Source organism: Curtobacterium sp. MCBA15_001, assembly GCF_001864835.1.
Classification (GTDB): Bacteria; Actinomycetota; Actinomycetes; order Actinomycetales; family Microbacteriaceae; genus Curtobacterium.
Window position 1 is genome coordinate 156133 of record NZ_MJGI01000021.1, and the last position, 23025, is coordinate 179157.

Annotated in this window: 22 protein-coding genes; 16 read left to right on the plus strand and 6 right to left on the minus strand. The window is 71.9% G+C overall.

All coding sequences use genetic code 11. The features are described 5' to 3' along the window. Positions 1-11: 11 nt before the first annotated feature. The 6 genes from BIU90_RS07190 to BIU90_RS07215 all read left to right on the plus strand — a co-directional run bounded on the left by BIU90_RS07190 (position 12) and on the right by BIU90_RS07215 (position 6629). Positions 12-3509 carry a hypothetical protein gene (locus tag BIU90_RS07190; RefSeq protein ID WP_071299538.1) on the plus strand — a complete coding sequence of 1166 codons (3498 nt, stop codon included), beginning with the start codon at positions 12-14 and terminating at the stop codon, positions 3507-3509. Continuing rightward, complete coding sequence (locus BIU90_RS07195; protein WP_139195157.1) at positions 3491-4381, plus strand: hypothetical protein; 891 nt, start codon at positions 3491-3493, stop codon at positions 4379-4381. The genes BIU90_RS07190 and BIU90_RS07195 overlap by 19 nt, the downstream gene beginning before the upstream one ends. A gap of 91 nt (positions 4382-4472) precedes the next feature. Beyond that, positions 4473-5399, plus strand: coding sequence for a hypothetical protein (locus tag BIU90_RS07200; RefSeq protein WP_071299540.1), 927 nt, complete (start codon positions 4473-4475; stop codon positions 5397-5399). 38 nt (positions 5400-5437) lie between these two features. Further along, positions 5438-5713: a hypothetical protein gene (locus BIU90_RS07205; protein WP_071299541.1), complete on the plus strand. Its 276-nt coding sequence runs from the start codon at positions 5438-5440 to the stop codon at positions 5711-5713. A gap of 31 nt (positions 5714-5744) precedes the next feature. After that, positions 5745-6167 (plus strand): hypothetical protein, encoded by a 423-nt coding sequence (locus tag BIU90_RS07210; RefSeq protein WP_071299542.1) that lies wholly within the window; start codon positions 5745-5747, stop codon positions 6165-6167. Next, complete coding sequence (locus BIU90_RS07215) at positions 6168-6629, plus strand: hypothetical protein (RefSeq protein WP_071299543.1); 462 nt, start codon at positions 6168-6170, stop codon at positions 6627-6629. Positions 6630-6663: 34 nt separating this feature from the next. Here BIU90_RS07215 and BIU90_RS07220 read toward each other — a convergent pair whose 3' ends face one another. Then, the gene (locus BIU90_RS07220) at positions 6664-6987 is read right to left on the minus strand and encodes a hypothetical protein (protein WP_071299544.1); all 324 of its coding nucleotides are present in this window, start codon (positions 6985-6987) and stop codon (positions 6664-6666) included. Positions 6988-7299: 312 nt separating this feature from the next. Between BIU90_RS07220 and BIU90_RS07225 the strand changes: the two genes are divergently transcribed. Beyond that, a complete protein-coding gene (locus tag BIU90_RS07225) occupies positions 7300-8556 on the plus strand; it encodes an Nramp family divalent metal transporter (protein WP_071299778.1) in 1257 nt (418 codons plus the stop codon). Positions 8557-8577: 21 nt separating this feature from the next. Here BIU90_RS07225 and BIU90_RS07230 read toward each other — a convergent pair whose 3' ends face one another. Together BIU90_RS07230 and BIU90_RS07235 are read right to left on the minus strand one after the other, a co-directional pair. After that, complete coding sequence (locus BIU90_RS07230; protein WP_071299545.1) at positions 8578-8880, minus strand: DUF427 domain-containing protein; 303 nt, start codon at positions 8878-8880, stop codon at positions 8578-8580. A 64-nt stretch (positions 8881-8944) separates the two neighbouring features. Continuing rightward, entirely contained in the window at positions 8945-9541 is a 597-nt protein-coding gene (locus tag BIU90_RS07235; RefSeq protein WP_071299546.1) for a hypothetical protein, read from the minus strand. A gap of 95 nt (positions 9542-9636) precedes the next feature. On the opposite strand from BIU90_RS07235, the gene BIU90_RS07240 reads away from it, so the two are divergent. From BIU90_RS07240 to BIU90_RS07255, 4 genes are all read left to right on the plus strand, one after another. Further along, entirely contained in the window at positions 9637-10269 is a 633-nt protein-coding gene (locus tag BIU90_RS07240; RefSeq protein WP_071299547.1) for a GNAT family N-acetyltransferase, read from the plus strand. A gap of 31 nt (positions 10270-10300) precedes the next feature. Continuing rightward, complete coding sequence (locus BIU90_RS07245) at positions 10301-10777, plus strand: hypothetical protein (protein ID WP_071299548.1); 477 nt, start codon at positions 10301-10303, stop codon at positions 10775-10777. Positions 10778-10930: 153 nt separating this feature from the next. Continuing rightward, on the plus strand, positions 10931-11500 hold the full coding sequence (locus BIU90_RS07250; protein ID WP_071299779.1) for a DUF1684 domain-containing protein: 570 nt from the start codon (positions 10931-10933) through the stop codon (positions 11498-11500). Between the two features lie 10 nt (positions 11501-11510). Then, on the plus strand, positions 11511-11897 hold the full coding sequence (locus BIU90_RS07255) for a GntR family transcriptional regulator (protein WP_071299549.1): 387 nt from the start codon (positions 11511-11513) through the stop codon (positions 11895-11897). Positions 11898-12024: 127 nt separating this feature from the next. Here BIU90_RS07255 and BIU90_RS07260 read toward each other — a convergent pair whose 3' ends face one another. Further along, the gene (locus BIU90_RS07260; RefSeq protein WP_071299550.1) at positions 12025-12852 is read right to left on the minus strand and encodes an endo alpha-1,4 polygalactosaminidase; all 828 of its coding nucleotides are present in this window, start codon (positions 12850-12852) and stop codon (positions 12025-12027) included. A 364-nt stretch (positions 12853-13216) separates the two neighbouring features. Between BIU90_RS07260 and BIU90_RS07265 the strand changes: the two genes are divergently transcribed. Continuing rightward, positions 13217-14803, plus strand: coding sequence for a DEAD/DEAH box helicase (locus BIU90_RS07265; protein WP_071299551.1), 1587 nt, complete (start codon positions 13217-13219; stop codon positions 14801-14803). A 131-nt stretch (positions 14804-14934) separates the two neighbouring features. Then, positions 14935-15135, plus strand: coding sequence for a CsbD family protein (locus BIU90_RS07270; protein ID WP_071299552.1), 201 nt, complete (start codon positions 14935-14937; stop codon positions 15133-15135). 100 nt (positions 15136-15235) lie between these two features. On the opposite strand, the gene BIU90_RS07275 is transcribed toward BIU90_RS07270, so the two are convergent. Next, positions 15236-15784 carry an NUDIX hydrolase family protein gene (locus BIU90_RS07275; RefSeq protein WP_071299553.1) on the minus strand — a complete coding sequence of 183 codons (549 nt, stop codon included), beginning with the start codon at positions 15782-15784 and terminating at the stop codon, positions 15236-15238. 94 nt (positions 15785-15878) lie between these two features. Here BIU90_RS07275 and BIU90_RS07280 point away from each other — a divergent pair, with 94 nt between their 5' ends. Continuing rightward, the gene (locus BIU90_RS07280; RefSeq protein WP_254786969.1) at positions 15879-16496 is read left to right on the plus strand and encodes an alpha/beta hydrolase; all 618 of its coding nucleotides are present in this window, start codon (positions 15879-15881) and stop codon (positions 16494-16496) included. A gap of 133 nt (positions 16497-16629) precedes the next feature. On the opposite strand, the gene BIU90_RS07285 is transcribed toward BIU90_RS07280, so the two are convergent. Further along, a complete protein-coding gene (locus BIU90_RS07285; protein ID WP_254786970.1) occupies positions 16630-17250 on the minus strand; it encodes a PadR family transcriptional regulator in 621 nt (206 codons plus the stop codon). 171 nt (positions 17251-17421) lie between these two features. Here BIU90_RS07285 and BIU90_RS07290 point away from each other — a divergent pair, with 171 nt between their 5' ends. Both BIU90_RS07290 and BIU90_RS07295 read left to right on the plus strand, forming a co-directional pair. Continuing rightward, positions 17422-22188, plus strand: a complete 4767-nt coding sequence (locus BIU90_RS07290; RefSeq protein WP_071299556.1) for an ATP-dependent helicase — start codon at positions 17422-17424, stop codon at positions 22186-22188. A 23-nt stretch (positions 22189-22211) separates the two neighbouring features. Continuing rightward, positions 22212-22991, plus strand: a complete 780-nt coding sequence (locus BIU90_RS07295) for a DNA-formamidopyrimidine glycosylase family protein (protein WP_071299557.1) — start codon at positions 22212-22214, stop codon at positions 22989-22991. Positions 22992-23025: the final 34 nt, after the last annotated feature.

A 23025-nucleotide genomic window follows, 5' to 3' on the forward strand; every position in this document is an offset into this window, starting at 1 on the left:
GATCCCACCGCATGACGAACGTCCGCCTCGACGCCTTCGGCATCGCCCGCGACGGCAACGACATGGCCACGGCCTCGCACGACCTCGCGACGGCGTGGCGCTCACTGCACTCGGTCCTGTCGTCGTCCGGCGGCATGGCCGGACCCGACGAGGCGTCGAAGGAGTGGATCGACTCCTACGACTCGATCGCCTCGCAGGCGGGCGAAGCCAGCGAGGGTGTCGCCCAGACCCTGGCCGCCTTCGACTCGATCATGGGCGCCACGGGCGCAGCGTACAAGCGTGCCGAGCTCGCGGGCGCGTTCCAGGACAGCGACGGCGGCATCTCGGTCCCGACACACGACATCAGCCTCCCCACGTCGGTCCCCACCGCGATGGGCGAGGGCTGGCCCGGCGCCCTCGGCGAGTTCCAGGGCTGGGTCGAAGAGGCGCTCGCCTCGATGGGCCTCCACCTGCCGCTCGCGGACACGGACAAGATGGGCACCGCGGTCAGCGCGTGGGAGGCGTACCGCGACCAGCTGACGACCGTGCACGGCAGCATCACCGCGGGCCTCGCGGTCGCCGCCGCCTCGGAGATCCCGCAGTGGGCGGCGATGAGCGGCGCCCGCGACTCGATCGCGAAGGTCGTCAAGTCCATGGGCGAGGCCTCGGACGAGGCGATCACGGCGCTCCACGGTCTCATCCAGCAGACCGTCGACGCCCGCAACGAGATCATGGACATCGTCAAGGAGCTGGCGATCGCCGTCGGTGTCGAGGTCGGTGTCAGCATCGCGCTGAGCTTCTTCACCTTCGGGGCATCCGCCGTCGTCGGCGCCGCCGCGACGTCCGCGACGGTCATGCGCTTCGTGGTGCGCATCGCCGAGGTCATCAACCGGCTGATCGGCCTGTCGCGCATCCCGCGTGCGGCGATCGAGAACGGCGTCCGCCTCTTCCAGGCGGTCGGCCGCGGCTCGAAGTTCGCCAAGATCGCCGGCGAGACCTTCAAGGGGATGACCACCGGCGTCATCTCGCAGGGGTTCAGCAACACCCTCGTCGAGGGCAAGTCCTTCACCGACGGCTGGACCGGCGCGCTGCTCGGCGGTGCGGTCGGTGGCAGCATCGGCGGTGGCCTGGGACTCATCGGCCGCACGGGCGCCGGCGCCGCGACGCGGACCACCGCGACGCACGTCGTGCTCTCCACGGGACGCGGCGCCGCCACCGGTGCGGCGTCGGGGGTCGCGGGTGACTACGTGGCCGCCAAGACCAACGGGCAGGACTTCAACGTCATCCGGTCGCTCGTCTTCGGCACCGTCGGCGGTGGTGCTGCGGACGGCATCCACGGCGGCTTCGAGGCGCGCGGCGCCCACGCGAGCGCCGGGTCGGACGCACACGGCAGCACCGGGACACACGACTCGACCGGCGTCCACAGCACGGACGTCGACCTCGACGTCTCCCCGAACGACCTGGCGACCGGTGTCGACCCCGCGGCCACGACGGACGCAACGGCTTCGGCGCACGCTGCCGCCGCGCACACCACTGCGCCTCCGCGGTCGGTCACCGCCGCGCATGCCGAGGGCACCTCGCACACGGCCACGGCCACGGCCACGGCCACGGGCGCATCAGGCACGACCGCGCGCACCGATGCCCCGGTGGTCTCGGGCGCAGCACACACGCCGACGGCGTCGGCGTCACACGTCGGCGAACGCCCGCACGTCGACGGTTCACAGACGCCGGTCGTCACCGGTGCGGGGCACGGCGGGGCCACCACCGCGCACGGCGGCGGCGAGACCGGCGTCACGCACGCGGACCACGTCGACGCCTCGTCGCACGACGTCGGTGCAGGACACGCCGAGGGGCCCGGGCACACGGATCTGCCCACCAACTCGGAGCCGACCACGCACGCGGATGCTCCGGCGCACGCGGAGACTCCAGCGCACGCGGAGGCACCCACGCCAACGGAGACTGCTGCACTCGCGGACACTCCCGCGCACACGGAGACGCCTGCCCACACGGACGCTCCCGCACACGCTGAAGCACCTGCGCACACGGACGGTCCAGTCGGCTCCTCGCGAGACGCCGTGCCGCACGACACCGCTGCGGACCCGACGCCGTCCCCCCAAGGGTCCGAACACGTGGACACGCTGTCGACCACATCCGAGCACGTGAACGGCGGCGAAGTGCGTGACGCTGTCTCGCACGCGGAGTCCCCGTCCCACGCGGACATCACCTCCGCCGAGTCCAGGATCACGAGCGCAGCGACCCACGAACAGCCCGCCTCGCTCCACGGCCGCGACGCGACCGACGGACCGGCCTCGGTGACCGAGTCGCACATCTCGCACACGGGCACCACGCACGCTCCGCACGACACCACGACGTCCACCACCCACGAGTCGGCGGACTCGCCCGCCGAGCGCGTGGACGGCGAGCAGCGGCCCGGAGCGCAGACAGTCGACGAGACGAGTGCCGACCATGCGACCGGCGATCCGGAGCACGCCACCGCTTCGGGCGCTGCTGCCGCGACGGCGGTCGCAGCGGGCCACCCTGCCATCGCGCACAGCGGGACGCCGATGCGATCGAACGCAGCGGTGGATCCGGAGCTCAGCCCGTCGAATCGAGGCGAAACTGCCGCGCCCACGGCGGACGGGCTGTCCGGCGCCGAGACGACGACGGGGCCGTCTGGCGACGATCTCCGCACGCGCCACCTGACGGACCTGGATCAGGGCGAGATCGATCGACTCACGGCGATCAACGACGTGGATCGTGTCGTCCTTTCCGGCGAAGAGATCCGGAAGGTCATCGGCCCGGCCGAGGCGCAGAAGATCCTCGGTGGCGATCGCTTCGATTCGCTCGTCAACGGCTCCTACGGAGCCGTCCCCGGCACCAAGCACCCAGAACTCCAGGTCCTGATCGGGTTCCATGCGCGGGAGTCGGCATCGACACTCACCCCTGCTCCGGAGTTCCGTGCTGAGCTCGGACTCAACTACGACGGCACCCCGTACACGGGCTCCGCCGAACAGCCTGTCTTCCTCCTCGACCAAGAAGTCACGCCCGAAGCAGCGGCGAAGCTCGTGTCGGAAGACGAGCCGCTTCGGATGACGCAGGAGATCGCATCCCATCATCCGGATTGGGACGAGATGACCACCGCGGAGCGCCGGGACGTCGTCGAGGACGAGTACACCAGCACTCGGGTCTACGCACAGTCGCCCACGCAGGGTGTCCTCGACCAACGGGTGCAAGAAGCGCTCCTCCCGTTCCCGCACGGCAACGAGACTGCACAGGTGGCTCCGGACGGCACGCCCCTGTCGAACCCGTACCGTGGGCAGGGCTGGGCTGGAATCGAGGGACGCGCGAACCGGGAGTTCTCGGCCCGCGTGGAATCGAGCGCGAGCCGCGCAGCGAACATGCCTTCCGGCCTTCCCGGTCTTTCCGACGGGGCCGAACTGAAGCTTCGAACCCTCGCGGGAGACGACCTCGTCGTCGCCCGGTTCCACCGGGACGATGCCGGAAACGGCTCGTGGGAGTTGCTGCGGTGAACGGTGTTCCACCGCATTCTGGCTACGCAGTCCGTACGTCGGTCTGGTGCCGCGTGGAGGGGGGTGTCCCCTCTGACGCAGCGAACCGGTCGGTCGCCTCGATCTCCGTCGCGGGTACCCTTCATGGCTGCAGCGTCACGATCCAGCAGGAGAGCGGGGTCGTCTTCGCGACCGGGTCAGCGCGCTCGACCGACGTTGCGCGACTCCCCACTGCTTCGATCGATCGGCAGTCGGGTACCTTCCTCGTTGACCTCGACGACTCGTCCGTGACGATCTCCGACCTCCGCGCGCACGTCCGGATCGAGCACACTGTCGAGGACGATCCCGGACTACGGGAGCTCGGAGCCGAACTCCTCGGAGGGCTCCCGCTGGTCAGCAGTTCCACGACTCGTCGCGATGAGCACCGCGTTGCCACCGAAGCCTGGTTCGGGGCGTGTCCACCGTTCGTCGCAGCGGGCGTCTGGGTCATGGTCGACGGACTCTGGTTCCCCGTCGACTCGGAGGGCGAAGACTCGGTCGCACTGGACCCGACGTTCCCCTGGGTTCCGTCTTCGGCGGAACGCTCGGATGACGTCGCGGTGGTGGCGGTCGCGCGCATCGAGCAACGACACCGGTTCTCTCCCACCGGGTCGGTTGCCGGTCGGGCGGTGACCCTCTGCTCGTACCTGGCGCCGTGGCGTGCGGGGTCAGTCGTCGCGGTGGTACCCGCGGAAACACTGCCTGGGTCCGCTCCAGACGGTTTCCCGTGGCGAACTCATCGGAACGGCACCGTGGACATCCGTCCCTCAGATCTCGAGCAGATCGTGGTCGATCCAGCTGCCCCAGCGATCGCGCCGACCGGGTTCGCGCCGTACGCGCTCGCCGCCCACTGATCGCCGTGACCACGTCATCCCGTGTGGTTGAACGCCGTCTCGGAACCCTCCTAGGCTTGTCGACGAACCGAACGAAGTCCGAGGGGGCCCCGTGACCGAGCGTGCAGTCGTCCAGAAGGCCATCACCCCGGCGATGTCCGACGCGATCTACCGGTCGAGCTACGAGCGGATCGCCGGATACGCGGTACCCGCGGCTGCCCTCGACGGGATCACGGACATCCCTGGCCTCATCGACGCCCACGCCCTCCGGTTCCCCGGGAGTCCGTTCCACGACGGCTCGACCCATCTCGATGTGGTCAGATTCCCCGCAGAGAGCAACCTCAACATCGAGCGGGCGATCGGCGGGAGGAACGCCGACGAAGCGCACCGCAACGGCGGGGCGTTCATCGAGCACGCGCCGTTCAACGGCACCGGGTTCGTGCAGGCGAACGGCGCGGCGATCCCGCTCTACTGGGTGCCGACACATCGGCCGCCGGTCGGGAGCGAGCTGTGGCGGTACTCCGGCAGCGGCGACCCCGAGTTCCGCGCGCGATACGGGGGCGCGGCCCGCGGTTGGGAGTTCCGCGAAGCCCTCGAGCAGAGTCGGCCACGACACGGGCGCGACCTGAGCAGGTACACGGGCGGGCTCGCGAGCGTCGCTGGTCAGGTGTACATGGCGGACTTGGTGGACGACGCCGTCGAGATCGTCACCACCGATCCTGCGGCTCCTGCAGTGTTCGACGCGCCGCAGCACGGTGTGCGCGCAGCTCGGATCCCGACCGACGCGGTGGAGAGCTACTTCGAACTCGATGTCCGGGCGGAGTTCGACGGCATCGAGTTCAGGCTGACCGGGCAGCGAAGCGATGACCACCTCGGTCCGGTCTTGGAGGGCACGAGCCTCACGCACAACGTCCAGATCCTGGAGGCGCTCGGGTTGACGAAGATCGACGCCGGCGTCTATGAAGCCGACCTGCCGTACTCGCTCCTCGACACCGCACGGACCGAGCAAGTGCAGCTCCCGGGATGGCCCGGAACGTGAACGCACGATCGTGACTCCGGAACTGACATCCTCTGACGATGGACCAAGCAGACAGCGCCGTTCGCGGCGAGGTCGAGGCGCATCCTGAGATCGCCCAGACGTTGGTCGACGTCTTCGACGACCGCGACAGCCGTCGAGAGGTCGAGTTCCGCCGTCGCAAGCTGCGTGAGGCCAAGGCCCAGGACGTCTCAGCATCCGCGGCCGTGGAGTGGCTGGCTCATGCCCGAGAGCAACGCGCAGCCACGATCGATCTCGGATCTCCAGAGCGAGCGAACAGCTCCGCGCACCTCGCTGCCGTCGCGGCTGCGCTGTGACCGATCGGCCAGAGGTGGACCTCCGCAGCACGTGGACGATGGTGCCGCCCCCGTTGCCAGCGCATCACACCATCGACGGCGCTCCGACAGTTCATGGCTCGACGCCTACGGCGTCCCGCCGCTCGACGACCGCGACGGACGGTTCTGGGCGGACGAGTCTCGCGAGTACGGGCCGTACGCGGTGACCGGCGAGCGCCTCGCCGACTTCGATCCGCACCCGTCCGAAGACCTCCGCGAAGTCGCCTGGACGCGTTCCGACGGCGGCGAGCACATCGGCGCGGTGGAGTGGGGGCGCGCGCTGGGGTACGTCCAGAACGAGCCCGTCGATGTCCTCGCGTCCAAGGGCGAGCAGCTCTGGGCGACCGTCTCGGAGACGAGTCCGCTCGCAGCGTGGGGAAGCCGCATCGTCGACGCCCCGTTCACCGACCTGTACCGCGGCCGCACCGCGTTCTGAGTGCCCCGCGACGACGTCGGGTCGGTCACGCCGTACACGATGACCGTCGAGCAGCAGGGACCGCCGCAGTGCACCCGCGGGTCCTACGCTCGGGTCAACGGATTGTGGCGTCCGATCGACTCGACGAACGCCGCGGTCGCCGGGGACCACCGCCTGCCCCGGTTCATCCAGACCCTGTCGCCGCTGCCCGAGCACACCGACGACGCATTCGTGTTCGCGTTCCGAGCACCGAACGCGGCTGATGACGTCGCGTCGGAACGAACGGCACCGGGTACGGTTCGCGTCGAAGGCGCCGAGGTCGAGCTCGCGGAGCCGTACTCGGCGTGGAACGGCTCCGACCGTCTTCGCGCGTACACGGAGGATGCACTCGAAGCGGTCGCCTCAGATGGCTTCGATCGCGAGACCTCACACGTCGTCGGTCGTCAGATCGCGACCATCCGGAGCTTCGAGATCGAGTACTGACCTCGCTCGTTCGGAAGCGCGCAGCAACAACGCGTCAGTGCCAGAACACCGCGTCCCGCACACGACCGACCGGGATGTCGTGTCCCACGACCGCCGCCACCTGGACAGCCGCGGCCAACGCATCGGCTCGGCCTGAGGCATCCGCGTTCCAGAAGTCCGGGTGGCCTGCCTCGCCAGGCAAGTGCGGCGCCGGCGGTTCGAGGTCGTACCCGGCGGCACGACCGAGGAACGGAGCGTCGCCGTCAGGTGCCTCGTTCCATTCGGTCACGGTCCCGTCCGGGTGCGCCACCGCGATCTTCTCGTACAACATGAGGGTCTTGTAGCCGTTCGGGATGCGCTCCTGCGCCTCCGCGAGCACGAGATCGCGGTCCGGATGGCAGAGACTGACGTAGTCCTTTCCGCGCACCCAGTACTGGCGGTCCGTGGAGAGGTCCGTGAGGGGCCGGCCGCCCTCCGGCCACCGAGAGTTCTACAGATGACGCTCGTTGTCCGTGCGTGACCGCTCGAACTCGCCCCCCCAGCGCTTGATGTTCCATTACCCAGCCATCAGACCAACGGTACTGGCCACACGGACCAGCACCGAGCCTCCAGTCCGACGCTTCGCCACCAGCTGCGCACCGTACCGAATCCCTGGATTCGGCGTGCCGAACACTCTGGCATGCTGGTCCCCATGACCGACACCGCCGCCGCACGCCGATCCCCCACGGGTGACGCCCCGCGGAAGCGTGCCGCCGGCCTGACGCTGATGGGCCCCGCGTTCGTCGCCGCCATCGCCTACGTGGACCCCGGCAACGTCGCCGCGAACCTGACAGCCGGCGCGGAGTACGGCTACCTGCTGCTCTGGGTCCTCGTGGCGGCGAACGCCAGCGCCGTCGTCGTGCAGTACCTGTCCGCGAAGCTCGGGGTGGTCACGGGGAAGTCACTGCCCGAGCTCCTCGGGATGCGGATGCGACGCACGCCCCGACTGCTGTTCTGGGCGCAGGCGGAGATCGTGGCCGCGGCGACCGACATCGCCGAGGTGATCGGCGGCGCGCTCGCCCTGCACCTGCTGTTCGGTCTGCCCCTCGTCGCCGGTGGGGTGATCACGGGCGTGGTGTCGATGGCGATCCTGGTGCTGCAGAACCGGCGCGGTGCCCGGGTCTTCGAGGTCGTCGTCACGGCGATGCTGGCGATCCTGACCGTCGGCTTCTGCGCGGGGCTGCTGTTCGCACAGGTCTCCCCCGGCGAGCTGGTGTCCGGGCTGGTGCCGCGGTTCGAGGACTCCGGCTCCGTGCTGCTGGCGGCCTCGATGCTCGGCGCGACGGTGATGCCGCACGCGGTGTACCTGCACTCGGCGCTGGCGCGGGACCGCCACGGGGACACCCCGGCCGGGCCCGAGCGCCGACGGGTGCTCGTGATGACGCGGTGGGACGTGGCGCTCGCCCTCGTCGTGGCGGGCGGCGTCAACATCGCGATGCTGGTGCTCGCCGCGGCGACGCTGCCGGGTGTGCCGGGGACGGACTCGATCCCCGGGGCCCAGGCGGCGATCGCCACGCACGTGGGGCCGGTCGTGGGCGTGCTGTTCGCGGTGGGACTGCTGGCGTCCGGGCTGGCCTCGACCTCGGTGGGCTGCATGGCCGGCGCGGAGATCATGCACGGCCTGCTGCACGTGCGGGTGCCGCTGCTCGTTCGGCGCATGGTGACGCTGGTCCCGGCGCTCGTGCTGCTGGCGCTGGGCGTCGACGCCACGATGCTGCTGGTCCTCAGCCAGGTCGTCCTGAGCTTCGGGATCGCCTTCGCGATCGTCCCGCTGGTGACCTACACGTCACGGCGCAGCGTGATGGGCGCCGACGTCAATGCGGCCGGCACGCGGGTGGTCGCATGGGTGATCGCCGCCGTGATCGTGGCGCTGAACGTGACGCTGGTGGTGCTGACCGTCACGGGGTGAGCGGCCAGCACCACGCACCGTCTACTCGACGACGCGGACGCCCTTCCAGAACGCCACGTAGCCGCTGTAGTCCTTGCCGACGCGGTCGAACGACGACGGGATCGGCGTCGGGTACGACCACGCGTTGTCCTGCAGCGTCTGCCCGTCGACGTTCACCGTGTAGTACTGCGTGTCGCCCTTCCACGGGCAGTGGTACTGCGTGTCGCTCTCGGTGAAGAGCTCGGTCTTCACGCTCGACGGCGGGAAGTACCAGTTCCCCTCGATCTGGATCAGGTCGTCCTGGGGTGCCTCTGCGATGACGGTGTCGCCGACGACTGCCTTCATGGTGTGCTCCTTCGCTCGTTCGCGACCCGCGGCCGGCTCAGCCGCGGCTCTGACCAGGGGAACGCTACGCGCGGGCGCTGTGTTCCCCGGGGCGCACCTCGACGAGCTCCGGGCCGACGGCGAGCGCCGCGTGCACCCGCTCGGGCCCGAGCTCGCGAGCCGTCTCGGAGGCGCTCACCAGGTGCTTCACGGCCCGGCGCAGTCCGGTGAACGCCGCGCTGGCGGCAGCGGCCTCGGGCGAGCAGTGGTCGATCCCGACGGCCGACAACGCGTCGATGACGGCGCCGGCGCCGAGCAGGTCCTCCACCGCGGGGTCCGGCGCGTCCGGGACGTCGGCCGACTCGCCCGCGGCCTCGGCCACGTCGTCGAGCGCCGGTCCGTGGTGCGTCCCGGCAGCCACGACCGCCACGACGCACCGGTCGCCGATCTCGGCCTGGAGGCCCGTCACCCGTTCCGCGACCGCCGTCGCGTTGGCCAGGTGCCCGAGCACCACCGCGGGGCCCGCCGGCACGACGCGGCCGACGGTCCGGCGGTCCACCCCGGCGCCCTCCGGCAGGACGTCCACCCACACGACCAGGTGCGCCCCCGCGGCGATGCGGCGGGCGGCCTGGGCACCCCACCCGAAGCGGACCTGGTACTGCTGCTGAGCTCGTTCGCGCACGCCGTCACGATATCCGCTGTGGAGGACCTGTCCCTTTCCACAGGCGTTCCGCCCGGGGGCGGATCGGCCACGGGCCGCCAGTACGATCGAGTCCCATGGAGATCGCCCCCGCACCCACCCTGACCGGCGACCGCGTAACGCTCGAGCCCCTCGCGGCCGAGCACGCGGACGACCTGCGCGCGGCGGTGGCGGACGGGGACCTCTGGCGCACCTGGTACACGTCCGTACCGGCACCGGGCCAGGTCGACGCCGAGGTCGACCGTCGTCTCGCCGAGCAGTCGGCGGGCCGGATGGTGCCCTTCGCGGTGCGGGACCGCCCGACGGGTCGGGTCGTGGGCGCGACGACCTTCATGAACATCGACACGGACAACCGCCGGGTCGAGATCGGCTCCACGTTCCTGGCGCGGTCGGCGCAGCGCAGCGGCATCAACACCGAAGCCAAGCTGCTGCTCCTGGGCCACGCGTTCGACGCCTGGCAGTGCATCGCGGTCGAGTTCCGGACGCACTGGCACAACCTGCAGTCCCGCACCGCCATCGCCGGCCTCGGGGCGAAGCAGGACGGGGTGCTGCGGAACCACGCGATCGGGCGCGACGGCACCCTGCGCGACACCGTGGTGTTCTCGATCACGGCGTCCGAGTGGCCGACCGTCCGACTCTCGCTGGCCGAGCGCCTGCGGCAGCACGACCGCGCCGAGGGCTCGCGGCGGAAGGGCGCCCGGCACGCCTGAGCACGCAGGCCCACGGCGTAGCGTCCCGCGCATGCACGTCGGTCTCCGTCTCGTCCTCGATGCTCCCGTCGACGTCGTCCGCGACGCCCTGCTCTCCCCCGCGGTGATGGTCGGCGTGACGAAGCCGTTCCTGGTGTACCGCTCGCTCGACCCGGCGGGCTTCCCGCACCGCTGGACCCCCGGGCAGCCGCACCCGATCACCGCCAGCGCGCTCGGCGTCGTCCCGAGCGGGAACAGCCACGTCGACATCGACCTGTACGAGGTCGACGGCGTCCCCGTGCAGCGCGACAACGGCGGCGGGACGAGCGGCCTGTTCGGACGGATGACCATGCGGCACCGGATGGCCGTGACGGCGCTGCCCGACGGCACCACGCTGTTCGTCGACCGGCTCGACTACCGGATGCGCCCCGCGGTGCTCGGGCTGGCGCTGTGGCCGGGCATGTGGGTGATCTGGCAGTGGCGTGCGCTGCGGATGCGGCAGCAGGCACCGACCTGGCCACCTGCCTGAGCGCAGGTCACGGGACGGACGCGATCCCTGCCTCCAGGCTGGTGGGTCACGGCCGGGCGAGCGTAGCCTCGTCTCGTGAGCCAGACGCGCCCCCAGGAGCCGACGACCGACGACCGCGTGCACAGCACGCTGGCGACCGTGGACTGGCGGCGGATGACCTTCGACCTGTACCGCCGCGTCCGTGCGACCGCCGACCCGGAGACCGCGCACGCGATGTGGCGTGAGACCCGTGACGCGATGTTCGCCGAGCACCCGGCCAGCCCGCTGCTCGACGAGGACGCGGTCGACTTCGAGGAACTGCCCGTACCGGCCTACGACCCCGAGTGGCGCTTCCGGGCCCGCGTCGAGCCCGCCGAGGCCCAGGCCATGGACGTCGAGACCGGCACCGACGGCACGGTGCACTTCGACCGGTTGGGCGTCGTGCGCCTGCCCGGGATCGGCACCCTCGACGTGTGGTCGCACGGTGGGTACGCGGGCGGCGTGTTCGTCCCCGTGAAGGACGCCAGCGCCGGCAAGGCCCGCGGGACCTACGGGGGTGGGCGCTACCTGCTCGACACGATCAAGGGCGCTGACCTCGGCGGGGACGACGGCGAACTGGTGCTCGACTTCAACTTCGCGTACAACCCCTCGTGCGCGTACGACCCCGCGTGGGCGTGCCCGCTGGCGCCTCCGGGCAACACCGTGCCGGTGGCGATCCCGGTCGGCGAGCAGTACGACTTCTAGGGCGGACACGATGGCGACGAAGACGCACACGGGATCGGCGAGCGGGCTCGTCGCGATCGACGCGGGCGGACGCATCCCGCCGTTCGAGCAGGTCCGGTCACAGATCGCGGCGCAGATCGGTGCCGGTTACCTGGTGGACGGGCAGCGGCTGCCGAGCGTCCGGGCGCTGGCGGACGAGCTGCGGCTCGCGCCGGGGACGGTGGCGAAGGCGTACACGCTGCTCGAGGAGTCCGGGCTCGTGCAGACTGCGCGGGGTGCCGGCACCCGGGTGGTGCGTCCGGCGGAGGTGCCGGACGAGGTCGCCGAGGCCGTGCGGGCGCTCGTGGCGACGGCGCGGGCGGCGGGGCTGTCGGCGGACCAGACGGCCGCCGCGTTGCGCGAGGCCTGGCCCGCCTAGCGCGGTGCTGCCGCGCACCGTGCGCGGTTGCCGGGTGGTGCGAGGTTGCTCGCCTCGTGCGCCGGAACGAGCTCGCACCGCGCCGTGAACCGCGCACGGAGCGCCGACGGTGCACCGTGCCCGGCGCTCAGCAGTGCTCGAACACGTACGCCTCGTCGTCCGGGGCCACCAGGTCGCGGTCGCGCAGGATCGTCATCGCCGGCCGGTCGTCCCGATCGCAGACGTCCGGCCACGAGCCCGCGGTGTCGTCGGTGTACTCGATGTCGATCACCCGGTCGCCGTAGACCTCCGTGTACGCGGAGCACTCGTCGTAGGTCACGCACTCCTCGGCCACGGCGAAGTCGAACCCGACGTCGCGCTTCCCCGCGCCGGCGAGCTGCGGCGTGTTCTTCTGTCCGGCGGCCAGCCCGTGCTCGTGGGCGACCGCGACGAGCGCCTTCGCCAGCACGGTGTTGCCCGCCCGCGTCAGCGCACCGTGCGAGCGCGTCCACGAGTCGAGGTTGTCGAACTCCACCGCGTCGAAACCCCGGTCGGCACACCGGACGATCGAGGTCGTGAGCACGGACACGATCTCGGCACGCGTCGCGGCGGTCCGGGTGTCGAGCAGCATCTCGTCGGGCCAGCCCGGGTCGGACACCGGGTCGCCGTCGTCGTCGCCGTCGTCGTTGCGGAGCAGGGCGCCCGGGTGCTTCCCGGTCCAGAGCGCGGCGTCCCCGGGCTGGGTCTGGAACCCGTTGACGTAACAGATGCCGTAGGCGCCGGGGGCGGGGTGCGCGGTGCTGTCCCGCTCGACGATCGTGACGCCGCGAGCCGGTGTGTACGCGCCGCCGAGCTGGTAGTCCGGCACGCCCGAGGTGGGGAAGGCGCGGACCGTGTCGGCCGACTGTGCGCTGCACGCCGTCAGGCCGAGGACGGCGACGACCGCCAGGACGACGGCGGAGAGCACAGGACGCACCCCGGCATCCTCGCAGACGGCTGCCGATCCGCAGCAGACCGGTGCTCCGCGGCCCCTCTTCCGGCCGAGCCCGTCGGAGCGCTACACTGGTCGTACTCGAGGCGCCGATCGCCTCGTGCGTCGTACGGACGCCCCCGAAACCTCCCGGTCGAACTCGACCGATGCGTATCGCGCACCACCCTCCTCCCGGAACCCGTCCGGACCCGGAGACCGGTGCCAGGCTCTCTGCTGCGGCGACAGTGCCCGCACCGCCCCGCCCGCTCCCGAGCACCAGCTCTCGAGCGAGCACCGGCACGCGGACACGCTCCCGCCCGCGCGCCGATCGAGCGCGCACCATGGCCGGCAACGGCCACGAAAGGTCACGATGACCACCCCCACTGCTGACGTCCGCTTCGCCGATCTCGGCGTCCCCACCCCGATGGTCGACGTGCTCGTCGGCCAGGGCAAGGAGACCGCCTTCCCGATCCAGGTGGACACCCTCCCCGACTCGCTGCAGGGCAAGGACGTGCTCGGCCGCGGCCGTACCGGCTCCGGCAAGACGATCGCCTTCGCGATCCCGCTCGCCGCCCGCCTGGCAGCCAGCCCCCGCAAGCGCCGCGCCGGCCGCCCCCGCGCGCTGGTCCTCGCTCCGACCCGTGAGCTCGCGACGCAGATCGACGCGACGCTCGCTCCCCTCGCCAAGGCGATGGGCCTGAACACCACGACGATCTTCGGCGGTGTCTCGCAGGGCCGCCAGGTCGACGCGCTCCGCGGCGGCGTCGACGTCGTCGTCGCCTGCCCGGGCCGCCTCGCCGACCTCATGCAGCAGGGCCACGTGTCGCTCGACTCGATCGAGGTCACCGTCCTCGACGAGGCCGACCACATGGCCGACATGGGCTTCCTGCCCGGCGTGACGAAGATCATGCAGGCCACGCCCGAGCAGGGGCAGCGTCTGCTGTTCTCCGCCACGCTCGACAACGGCGTGGACAAGCTCGTCAAGAAGTTCCTGCACGACCCGGTGATGCACTCCGTCGACGACGAGTCCAGCCCGGTCGAGGCGATGACCCACCACGTGTTCGAGGTCGCCGACGCCGACGCGAAGAAGGACCTCGTCAAGACCCTCGCCTCCGGCACCGGTCGACGCATCCTCTTCATGCGCACGAAGCACCACGCCAAGCGCCTGGCCAAGCAGCTGTCGAGCCAGGGCATCCCCGCGGTGGACCTGCAGGGCAACCTGTCGCAGGGCGCCCGTGAGCGCAACCTCGCCAAGTTCTCCGCCGGTGAGGCCCTGGTCCTCGTCGCCACCGACGTCGCCGCCCGTGGTGTGCACGTCGACGCCGTCGAGCTCGTCGTGCACGTCGACCCGCCGACCGAGCACAAGGCGTACCTGCACCGCTCGGGTCGCACCGCGCGTGCCGGTTCGTCCGGTGACGTCGTCACGGTCGTCATGCCCGCCGAGCGTCGCGACGTCGCGCAGATGATGCGCAAGGCCGCGATCACCGCGAAGCCGCAGCAGGTCACCGCGACCTCCGCCCCCGTCACCGCGCTCGTCGGCGAGATCGCCCCGGTCCGTCACGTCGCCGAGGCGCCGGTCCAGCAGCAGCCCCAGCGTCGGCAGCAGTCGGCGTCCTCCGACTCCGCCGGTCAGGGTCGCGGTCGTGGCCGTGGTCGCGGGGGTCGGGCAGGAGGCCCGGCTGCGGCCGCGCAGACCGGTTCGGCATCCAGCACGGCCGGTTCCGGGCGTCGCGGCGGTCGTTCCGCCGAGGCCGGCTCCGGTGCCGCCTCGGGTGGGCAGCGCCGCGCCGGTGGCAGCCGCCGCGCGTCGAGCGACACCGTCCGCGGTGGCTCGGCTCCGGTGTGGTCGTCGGACGGTGGCTACGCCCCGGGTCGCAGCGCGTCGAACGAGTCCGGCGGCGCCCGCCGGACCGGTGGCTCGCGTCGGGCATCGCGTCCGGCCGGCTCCTCGCGCTGACCCGATCTCGACGTCTGCGCCAACCTCGACGACTCCTGGGAACCGCAGCCCGGTGACGGGTACGTTCTGGGGCATCGGCAGTCGCGCAAGCGGCCACCGAGTGACCTGTCCACCGACGGAAGGAGCCGCGTATGGCTGGCATCGATGACATCAAGAACGCTGCCGAGAAGGCAGCCGGCAAGGCCAAGGAAGCCGTCGGGAACATGACGGACAACGACCGCCTCAAGGCCGAGGGTCAGACCGACCAGGCCAAGGCCTCGGCCAAGCAGGGCGCGACCGACGTCAAGGACGCCGCGCACGGCGTCGCCGACAGCTTCAAGGACAACAAGTAACACCCAAGTCGGCCGTGCAGGCCGCACTGCGAAGCCCCCGGGTCCGTCACGGACCGCGGGGGCTTCGTCGTGCTCGGGGCGCGCGGCTCCCGTCACACGGTCAGAGCAGCGCGCCGACCGAGGCGAGCCCCGCACGCATGAGGGCGCCGCGACCGCCTTCCATCTCGTCGGAGACCGCCGCCGACGCCGCTTCCATCGGGGTCATCCACGTCAGCTCGAGGGCGTCCTGGCGCGGCTCGCACGTGCCCGTGACCGGGACGACGTAGGCGAGGGAGATCGCGTGCTGCCGCTCGTCGGTGTAGACCGAGGCGCCGGGCAGCGGGAAGTACTCGGCCACCGTGAACGGCGCCGGGTTCGAGGGCAACTGCGGGAACGCCATCGGCCCGAGGTCCTTCTCCAGGTGGCGGAACAGCGCCGTGCGGATCGACTCGCCGAACATGACGCGGCCGGAGACCAGCGTGCGGGCGATGGACCCGCTCGGGGCGACGCGCAGCAGCACGCCGACCTCGGTCACGACGCCGAGCCCGTCGGTGCGCACGGGGATGGCCTCGACGTAGCAGATCGGCAGACGGCGGCGGACCGAGGCGAGTTCCTCGTCGGACAGCCAGCCGGAGTCGGGATCGGGGTCGGGGGTACGCGTCGAGGCCATGCACCGTGTCTACCAGCCGCACGCGCGTGTTCGGCGTACGGCGCGGTCGACGTGGACGGATGGCGTCGTCCCCGTGGCGGTTAGCGTGGTCCCCGTGATCGACGCGGACATCGTGCAGTGGACCCGACCGGAACCCGAGCGGGCGGGGACGCCGTTGCTCGTCGCACTGCACGGGGTGGGGTCGAACGAGCGCGACCTGCTCGGGCTCGCACCCGCGCTGCCGCCGTCGTGGACGATCGCTGCGCTCCGGGCACCGATGCCGTGGGGTCCGGGCTTCAGCTGGTACCCACTCGGCACGCCCGGGTCCCCGGCGCTCGAGCCCGTCGACGCCGCGGTCGAGGACGTGCTCGCGTGGATCGACACCGTCGCACCCGAGCACCCGCGCATCGGCCTGCTGGGGTTCTCGCAGGGCGGGTCGATGGCGCTGCAGCTCCTGCGCGCACGGCCGTCGGGCTTCGCCTTCGCTGTGTCGCTGTCGGGCTTCGTCGTGCCGGGGGTCGTGGACACGCGGGACGAGGCCGTCGCAGCGGTGCGTCCGCGGGTGTTCCTGGGGCACGGGGACCTGGACGCGGTCATCCCCGCCGAGGCCACCGCGCGCACGAGCGCCTGGGCAGCGGCGCACACGGACGTGACCGACCGGACCTACCCCGGACTGCCGCACGCGGTGTCCGCCGACGAGCTCGCGGACGTGTCCGCCTTCATCAGCGGCTGACGACGGACGGGAGGCCCGGTGCCAGCTGACACCGGGCCTCCCGTCGGCCCTTCGGTCGGTCCCAGTCGCGAAAGCGACAGATCAGCCGCGAAGTTCCGCTGAGATCTGTCGCTTTCGCGATGAGGAAGATCGACTAGTCGGCGAGGATCTGCAGCAGGTCCTTGCGGAGCTGGTCGACCTTGGCCGCTGCGGCCTTGGTCTGCTCCTCCGTCGCGCTGGTGCGGTACATGTGCAGCACGCCCATCGTCTTGCGGAGGGACTCCATGAACTCGCGCTGCGCGTCGGGGACGCCCGGGGTGGACTCCCACGCCGCGGCGATCTCGTCCGCCTTCGCCTCGGCCTCTGCCTTGCCGGCGTCGGTCAGCTCGAAGAGCGTCTTGCGGCCGTCGCCGGTCGAGACGACGAGGTCCTCGTCGACGAGCTGCTGCAGCGTCGGGTAGACCGAGCCGGGGCTCGGCTTCCACGCGCCGCCGGTGCGCTCGGCGATCGTCTTGATGACGGCGTAGCCGTTCTGCGGGCCCTCGGCCAACAGGCCGAGGATCGCGAGCCGGACGTCGCCGCGACGACGGCGCTCACGGCCGAAGCCGGGTCCGCCAGGGCCGCCGAAGCCCGGGCCGAAGCCCATGCCGGGGCCGAAGCCGCCGCGGCCGCCGAAGCCGGGTGCGTGGTGGTGGCGCGGCCCGCCGAAGCGGAGGCCGTGCTGGCCGCGGCGTCCGCGGTCCTGGGTGGTGTCGGTGTTCTCGTGGTCAGCCATGGGGTGCATGGTGACTCCTTCCTGGTTCGTGCTCGAAGTGGGCTCGCGGTCGAACCGGAGTGTTCCAGTTCGTGTCGCGATGTGTCAACGATAGATCGGTAACTGTCGCTGTGTCAAGTACCGATCGCGTTGGGTTCGTTGTCGGGGGTGACGGGCAGGATGGGACGGACCATGACGGACGTCCTCGAGCGCTTCTCCCCGGCCACCGCCGAGTGGTTCCGCGGTGCCTTCTCGGCGCCGACCCCCGCGCAGTCGGGCGCCTGGGACGCGATCTCGACCGGACGGCACGCGCTCGTCGTCGCCCCGACCGGTTCCGGCAAGACGCTGGCGTCGTTCCTGTGGTCGATCGACCGGCTCATCAGCTCGGCCGACCACCCGCCGGCCAAGCAGCGCACGCGTGTGCTCTACGTCTCGCCGCTGAAGGCCCTGGGTGTCGACGTCGAGCGGAACCTGCGCAGCCCGCTCGTCGGCATCACGCAGACCGCCCGTCGGCTGGGACTCGAGCCACCGGACGTCACGGTGGGCGTCCGCAGCGGTGACACCCCGTCGTCGGACCGGCAGAAGCTGCTCCGCCTGCCGCCGGACATCCTCATCACGACGCCCGAGTCGCTGTACCTGATGCTCACCTCGCGGGCACGCGAGACCCTGGCGAACGTCGACACGGTCATCATCGACGAGATCCACGCGGTCGCATCGTCCAAGCGCGGTGCGCACCTCGCCGTCTCGCTGGAGCGGCTCGACGACCTGCTCGACAAGCCGGTGCAGCGCATCGGGCTGTCCGCGACGGTGCGGCCGATCGAGGAGGTCGCACGGTTCCTGGGCGGCCGGGCCCCGGTGGAGATCATTGCCCCGCCGGCACAGAAGACCTTCGACCTGCGTGTGGTGGTGCCCGTCGACGACATGACCGAGCTGGGCGCACCGCCGGTCGGAGCCGATGCCACGGATGCGCCGACGAACGGGTCGATCTGGCCCCACGTCGAAGAACGCGTGGTCGACCTGATCGAGGAACACCGCTCGACGATCGTGTTCGCGAACTCCCGCCGGCTGGCCGAGCGCTTGACGGCACGGCTCAACGAGATCCACGAGGAACGGGTGCTCGCCGCGTCCGAGGGGGCGCTGGCTGACGGGGCGCTGGTCGAGGCCGCGGTCTCGTCGGGTGGCCGCGCGCAGTCGCCGGCCCGGGCCTCGGCCCACGCCCCGGTCGCGCAGCCGAAGCGGCCGCCGGCCCAGGTGATCGGCCAGTCCGGTCAGACCGAGGGCGGCGGGTCCGACCGGACCGTGCCGGTCCTCGCCCGTGCCCACCACGGCTCGGTGTCCAAGGACCAGCGCGCGATCATCGAGGACGACCTGAAGTCCGGGCGCCTGCGGTGCGTGGTCGCCACCAGTTCGCTCGAGCTCGGCATCGACATGGGCGAGGTCGACCTGGTCGTGCAGGTCGAGGCCCCACCGTCGGTCGCCAGCGGCCTGCAGCGCGTCGGTCGAGCCGGACACCAGGTCGGCGAGATCTCCCGCGGCGTGCTGTTCCCGAAGCACCGCGCCGACCTGGTGCACAGCGCCGTCACGGTCGAGCGCATGGTGGCGGGCGAGATCGAGTCGCTCTCCGTGCCCGCGAACCCGCTCGACGTCCTCGCGCAGCACACCGTCGCAGCCGGGGCCGTCGACACGCTCGACGTCGAGCACTGGTTCGAGCTCGTCCGTCGCAGTGCCCCGTTCAGCGGACTGCCCCGATCGGCGTTCGAGGCCACCCTCGACCTGATCACCGGCCGCTACCCCAGCGACGAGTTCGCGGAACTCCGCCCACGACTGGTCTGGGACCGGGTGCACGGCACGCTGACCGGGCGTCCCGGTGCGCAGCGGCTCGCGGTGACCAGCGGTGGCACGATCCCGGACGGGGGGATGTTCGGTGTCTTCATGGTCGGCGAGCGGGCGTCCCGCGTCGGCGAACTCGACGAGGAGATGGTCTACGAGTCCCGCGTCGGGGACGTCTTCGCGCTCGGGGCCACCAGCTGGCGGATCGAGGAGATCACCCACGACCGCGTCATCGTCAGCCCGGCGTTCGGGCAGCCCGGGCGGGTGCCGTTCTGGAAGGGCGACGGCCTCGGTCGTCCCGCCGAGCTCGGCCGTGCCACCGGGGCCTTCATCCGAGAGGTCGAGGGCGCCTCCGACGCCGACGCCCGCGCCCGGGTCGCCGCCGGTGGCCTCGACGAGCGCGCCGTCACGAACCTGCTGACGTTCCTGCGCGAACAGCGCTCCACCACCGGGCACGTGCCGAACGACACCACGCTCGTCGTCGAACGGTTCCGTGACGAACTCGGCGACTGGCGGCTCATCCTGCACTCCCCGTACGGCATGCAGGTCCATGCGCCCTGGGCACTGGCGGTCGCGGCACGCCTGCGCGAGCGGCACGGCATCGACGGCGATGCCATGGCCGCGGACGACGGCATCGTGGTCCGGGTGCCCGAGACCGACGCCGAGCCGCCCGGTGCCGACCTGTTCGTGTTCGAGCGGGACGACCTCGAAGCCCTGGTGACGGACGAGGTCGGCGGGTCGGCGCTCTTCGCCGCACGCTTCCGCGAGTGCGCAGCGCGGGCCCTGCTGCTCCCCCGCCGCGACCCCGGCCGTCGCTCGCCCCTGTGGCAGCAACGGCAGCGGGCATCGCAGCTGCTCGAGGTCGCCCAGAAGTACCCGACGTTCCCGATCGTGCTCGAGACCGTGCGCGAAGTCCTGCAGGACGTGTACGACGTCCCGGCCCTGCTCGGGATCGCGGACGAGATCGGCCGCCGCCAGATCCGCCTGGTCGAGAGCGACACCGAGCAGCCGTCCCCCTTCGCCCGGTCGCTGCTGTTCGGCTACGTCGCCGCGTTCATGTACGAAGGCGACTCGCCGCTCGCCGAGCGCCGCGCGGCCGCCCTCTCGCTCGACTCGACCCTGCTCGGCGAACTGCTCGGGCGGGCCGAACTGCGCGAGCTGCTCGACCCGGCGGTCATCGCCGCGACCGAACAGGACCTGCAGCGGCTCTCGCCCGACCGCCGCGCGCGGGACGCCGAAGGACTCGTGGACGTGCTCCGGCTGGTCGGCGCGCTCGACCTGGACGAGGCCGTCGCCCGCAGCTGGCTCGCCGCGACCGACGACGCCACCGCTGACCACGAGGCCGCACGCGACACCGTGCGGACGACGCTCGAGTCCCTCGAGCGGGACCGTCGTGTCCTGTCGTTCTCGCACGCCGGCTCGACGCGCTACGCCGTCATCGAGGACGCAGCCCGGCTCCGTGACGCCCTCGGGGTGCCGCTGCCCATCGGGGTGCCCACTGCGTTCATCGAGCCGGTGGCGGACCCTCTCGGCGACCTGGTCGGCCGGTACGCCCGCTCCCACGGTCCGTTCGCTGCGCAGGAAGCAGCGTCTCGCCTGGGTCTCGGCATCGCCGTCGTCCAGGACACCCTGCGCCGACTGGCCGCCGACCGTCGTCTGGTCGAGGGCGAGTTCCGACCTGACCGGCAGGGCGCCGAGTGGTGCGACGCCGAGGTCCTGCGGCGCATCCGCACCCGGTCACTCGCCGCGCTCCGCCACGAGGTCGAACCGGTCTCGCCGGACACGCTCGCGCGGTTCCTGCCCGCGTGGCAGCACGTCCGCGTCCCCGGCACCCGCGGCGGCCTGCGCGGCATCGACGGCGTGCTGCAGGTGATCGACCAGCTCGCCGGTGTCGCCCTGCCCGCCAGCGCCTGGGAGTCCCTCGTCCTGCCAGCCCGGGTGTCGGACTACGCGCCGAGCATGCTCGACGAACTGACCGCCACCGGCGAAGTGCTGTGGTCCGGCGGCGGCACCCTGCCCGGCAACGACGGCTGGGTCCGCCTGCACCTGGCCGACACCGCGTCGACGACCCTGGCCGAGCCCTCCGGCGACGACACGACCGAACTCCAGCGGGACGTCCTGGGGGCACTGGCCGGGGGTGGCGCGTACTTCTTCCGCCAGCTCGGCCAGGCCGTCGGCAGCACCGACGACGCTGCGCTCACGACCGCGCTGTGGGACCTGGTCTGGGGCGGCCAGATCACGAACGACACCTTCGCACCGCTCCGCGCGATGCTCGGCGGGCGCGCCAAGAGCACGGCGACGCCGCGCACCCGCGCCTACCGCGGCCGTCGGCGTCCCACGCTGCCGACGCAGTCCGGTCCGCCGAGCGTCGGCGGGCGCTGGTCGCTCCTGCCGCTCGCCGAGGCCGACGGCACCGTCCGCGCTGCCGCCACGGCCGAGCAGCTGCTCGAACGGTACGGCGTGGTCACCCGCGGTGCCGTGCAGGTCGAGGGCGTCCGTGGCGGCTTCGCCGGCGTGTACCGGGTGCTCGCGCGCTTCGAGGAGTCCGGGCGGGCCCGCCGCGGGTACTTCATCGAGGGCCTCGGCGCCGCACAGTTCGCCACGAGCCCGACCATCGACCGGCTCCGCACCTACGCCCGCGAGCTCGACGACACCGAACGCGCCGACCCGGACCGCACGCGCGAGGTCCTGACGCTGGCCGCCACCGACCCGGCCAACCCCTACGGGGCGTCGTTGCCGTGGCCGACCGACGCCCCGACGGAGCCGGACGCCGACGCTCCCGCCGCGACGAAGGCCGCCGCAGCGTCGGTCCCCGCGCCGCCCACGTCCGACGGGTCGAAGGCACGCGGGCACCGTCCGGGGCGCAAGGCGGGCGCGCTGGTCGTGCTCATCGACGGCGAGCTCGGCGTCTACGTGGAGCGCGGCGGCAAGTCCGTGCTGACCTTCACCGAGGACCCGGCCGACCTGGCCGCGGCCGCCACCTCGATCGCGGCGACGGTCCGGAGCGGCCTCGACAAGCTGTCGGTCGAGCGGGTCGACGGGGTCTTCGTGCTCGAGTCGCCCCTCGGTGACGCGCTGCGCGCCGCCGGGTTCGCCGCGACACCCCAGGGGGTCCGACTCCGTGCCTGAAGCGACCCACACCACGGAGAACCGTGCCTGAGGGCGACACCGTCTTCCGTGCTGCGGCGCGCCTGCACACGGCACTGGCGGGCAAGGTGCTGACGCGCAGCGACTTCCGTGTGCCGGCGTTCGCCACGCTCGACCTCGTCGGCCGGACGGTGGACCAGGTCCTGCCCCGTGGCAAGCACATCCTGCACCGGATCGGCGACCTGACGGTGCACTCGCACCTCAAGATGGAGGGGCGGTGGGACGTCTACGGCCCGGGTGAGCGTTGGCGCCGCCCCGCTCACCAGGCACGCGTGGTGCTCGACGCCGAGGACGTCTCCACGGTCGGCTTCGCCCTCGGCGTGCTCGAGGTCGTGCCCCGCGCGGACGAGGACGACGTCGTCGGGTACCTGGGCCCCGATCTGCTCGGCCCGGACTGGGACCCCGCACTGGCCGAGGCGAACCTGACCGCGGACCCGGACCGTCCGGTGGGGCTGGCCCTGCTCGACCAGCGGGTGCTCGCCGGACTCGGCAACGTGTACCGGAACGAGCTGTGCTTCCTGCGCGGCGTCCTGCCGACCCGGCCCGTCGGGCAGGTGCAGGACCCGACGCGGATGATCGCGTTGGCACACCGCCTGATCCTGACCAACCGCGACCGCAGCGCCCGTGTCACGACCGGCGTCGACCGGCCCGGGTCCCGCTTCTGGGTCTACAACCGCCGGGGCAAGCCCTGCCTGCGCTGCCGCACACCGATCCGGTACGGCGAGCTCGGCGAGTCCGAGCTCACGCTGCGGGACACCTACTGGTGTCCGCGCTGTCAGACCTGACGCGCCACGCGCCCTGGTCGTGACCAGCGCCGGA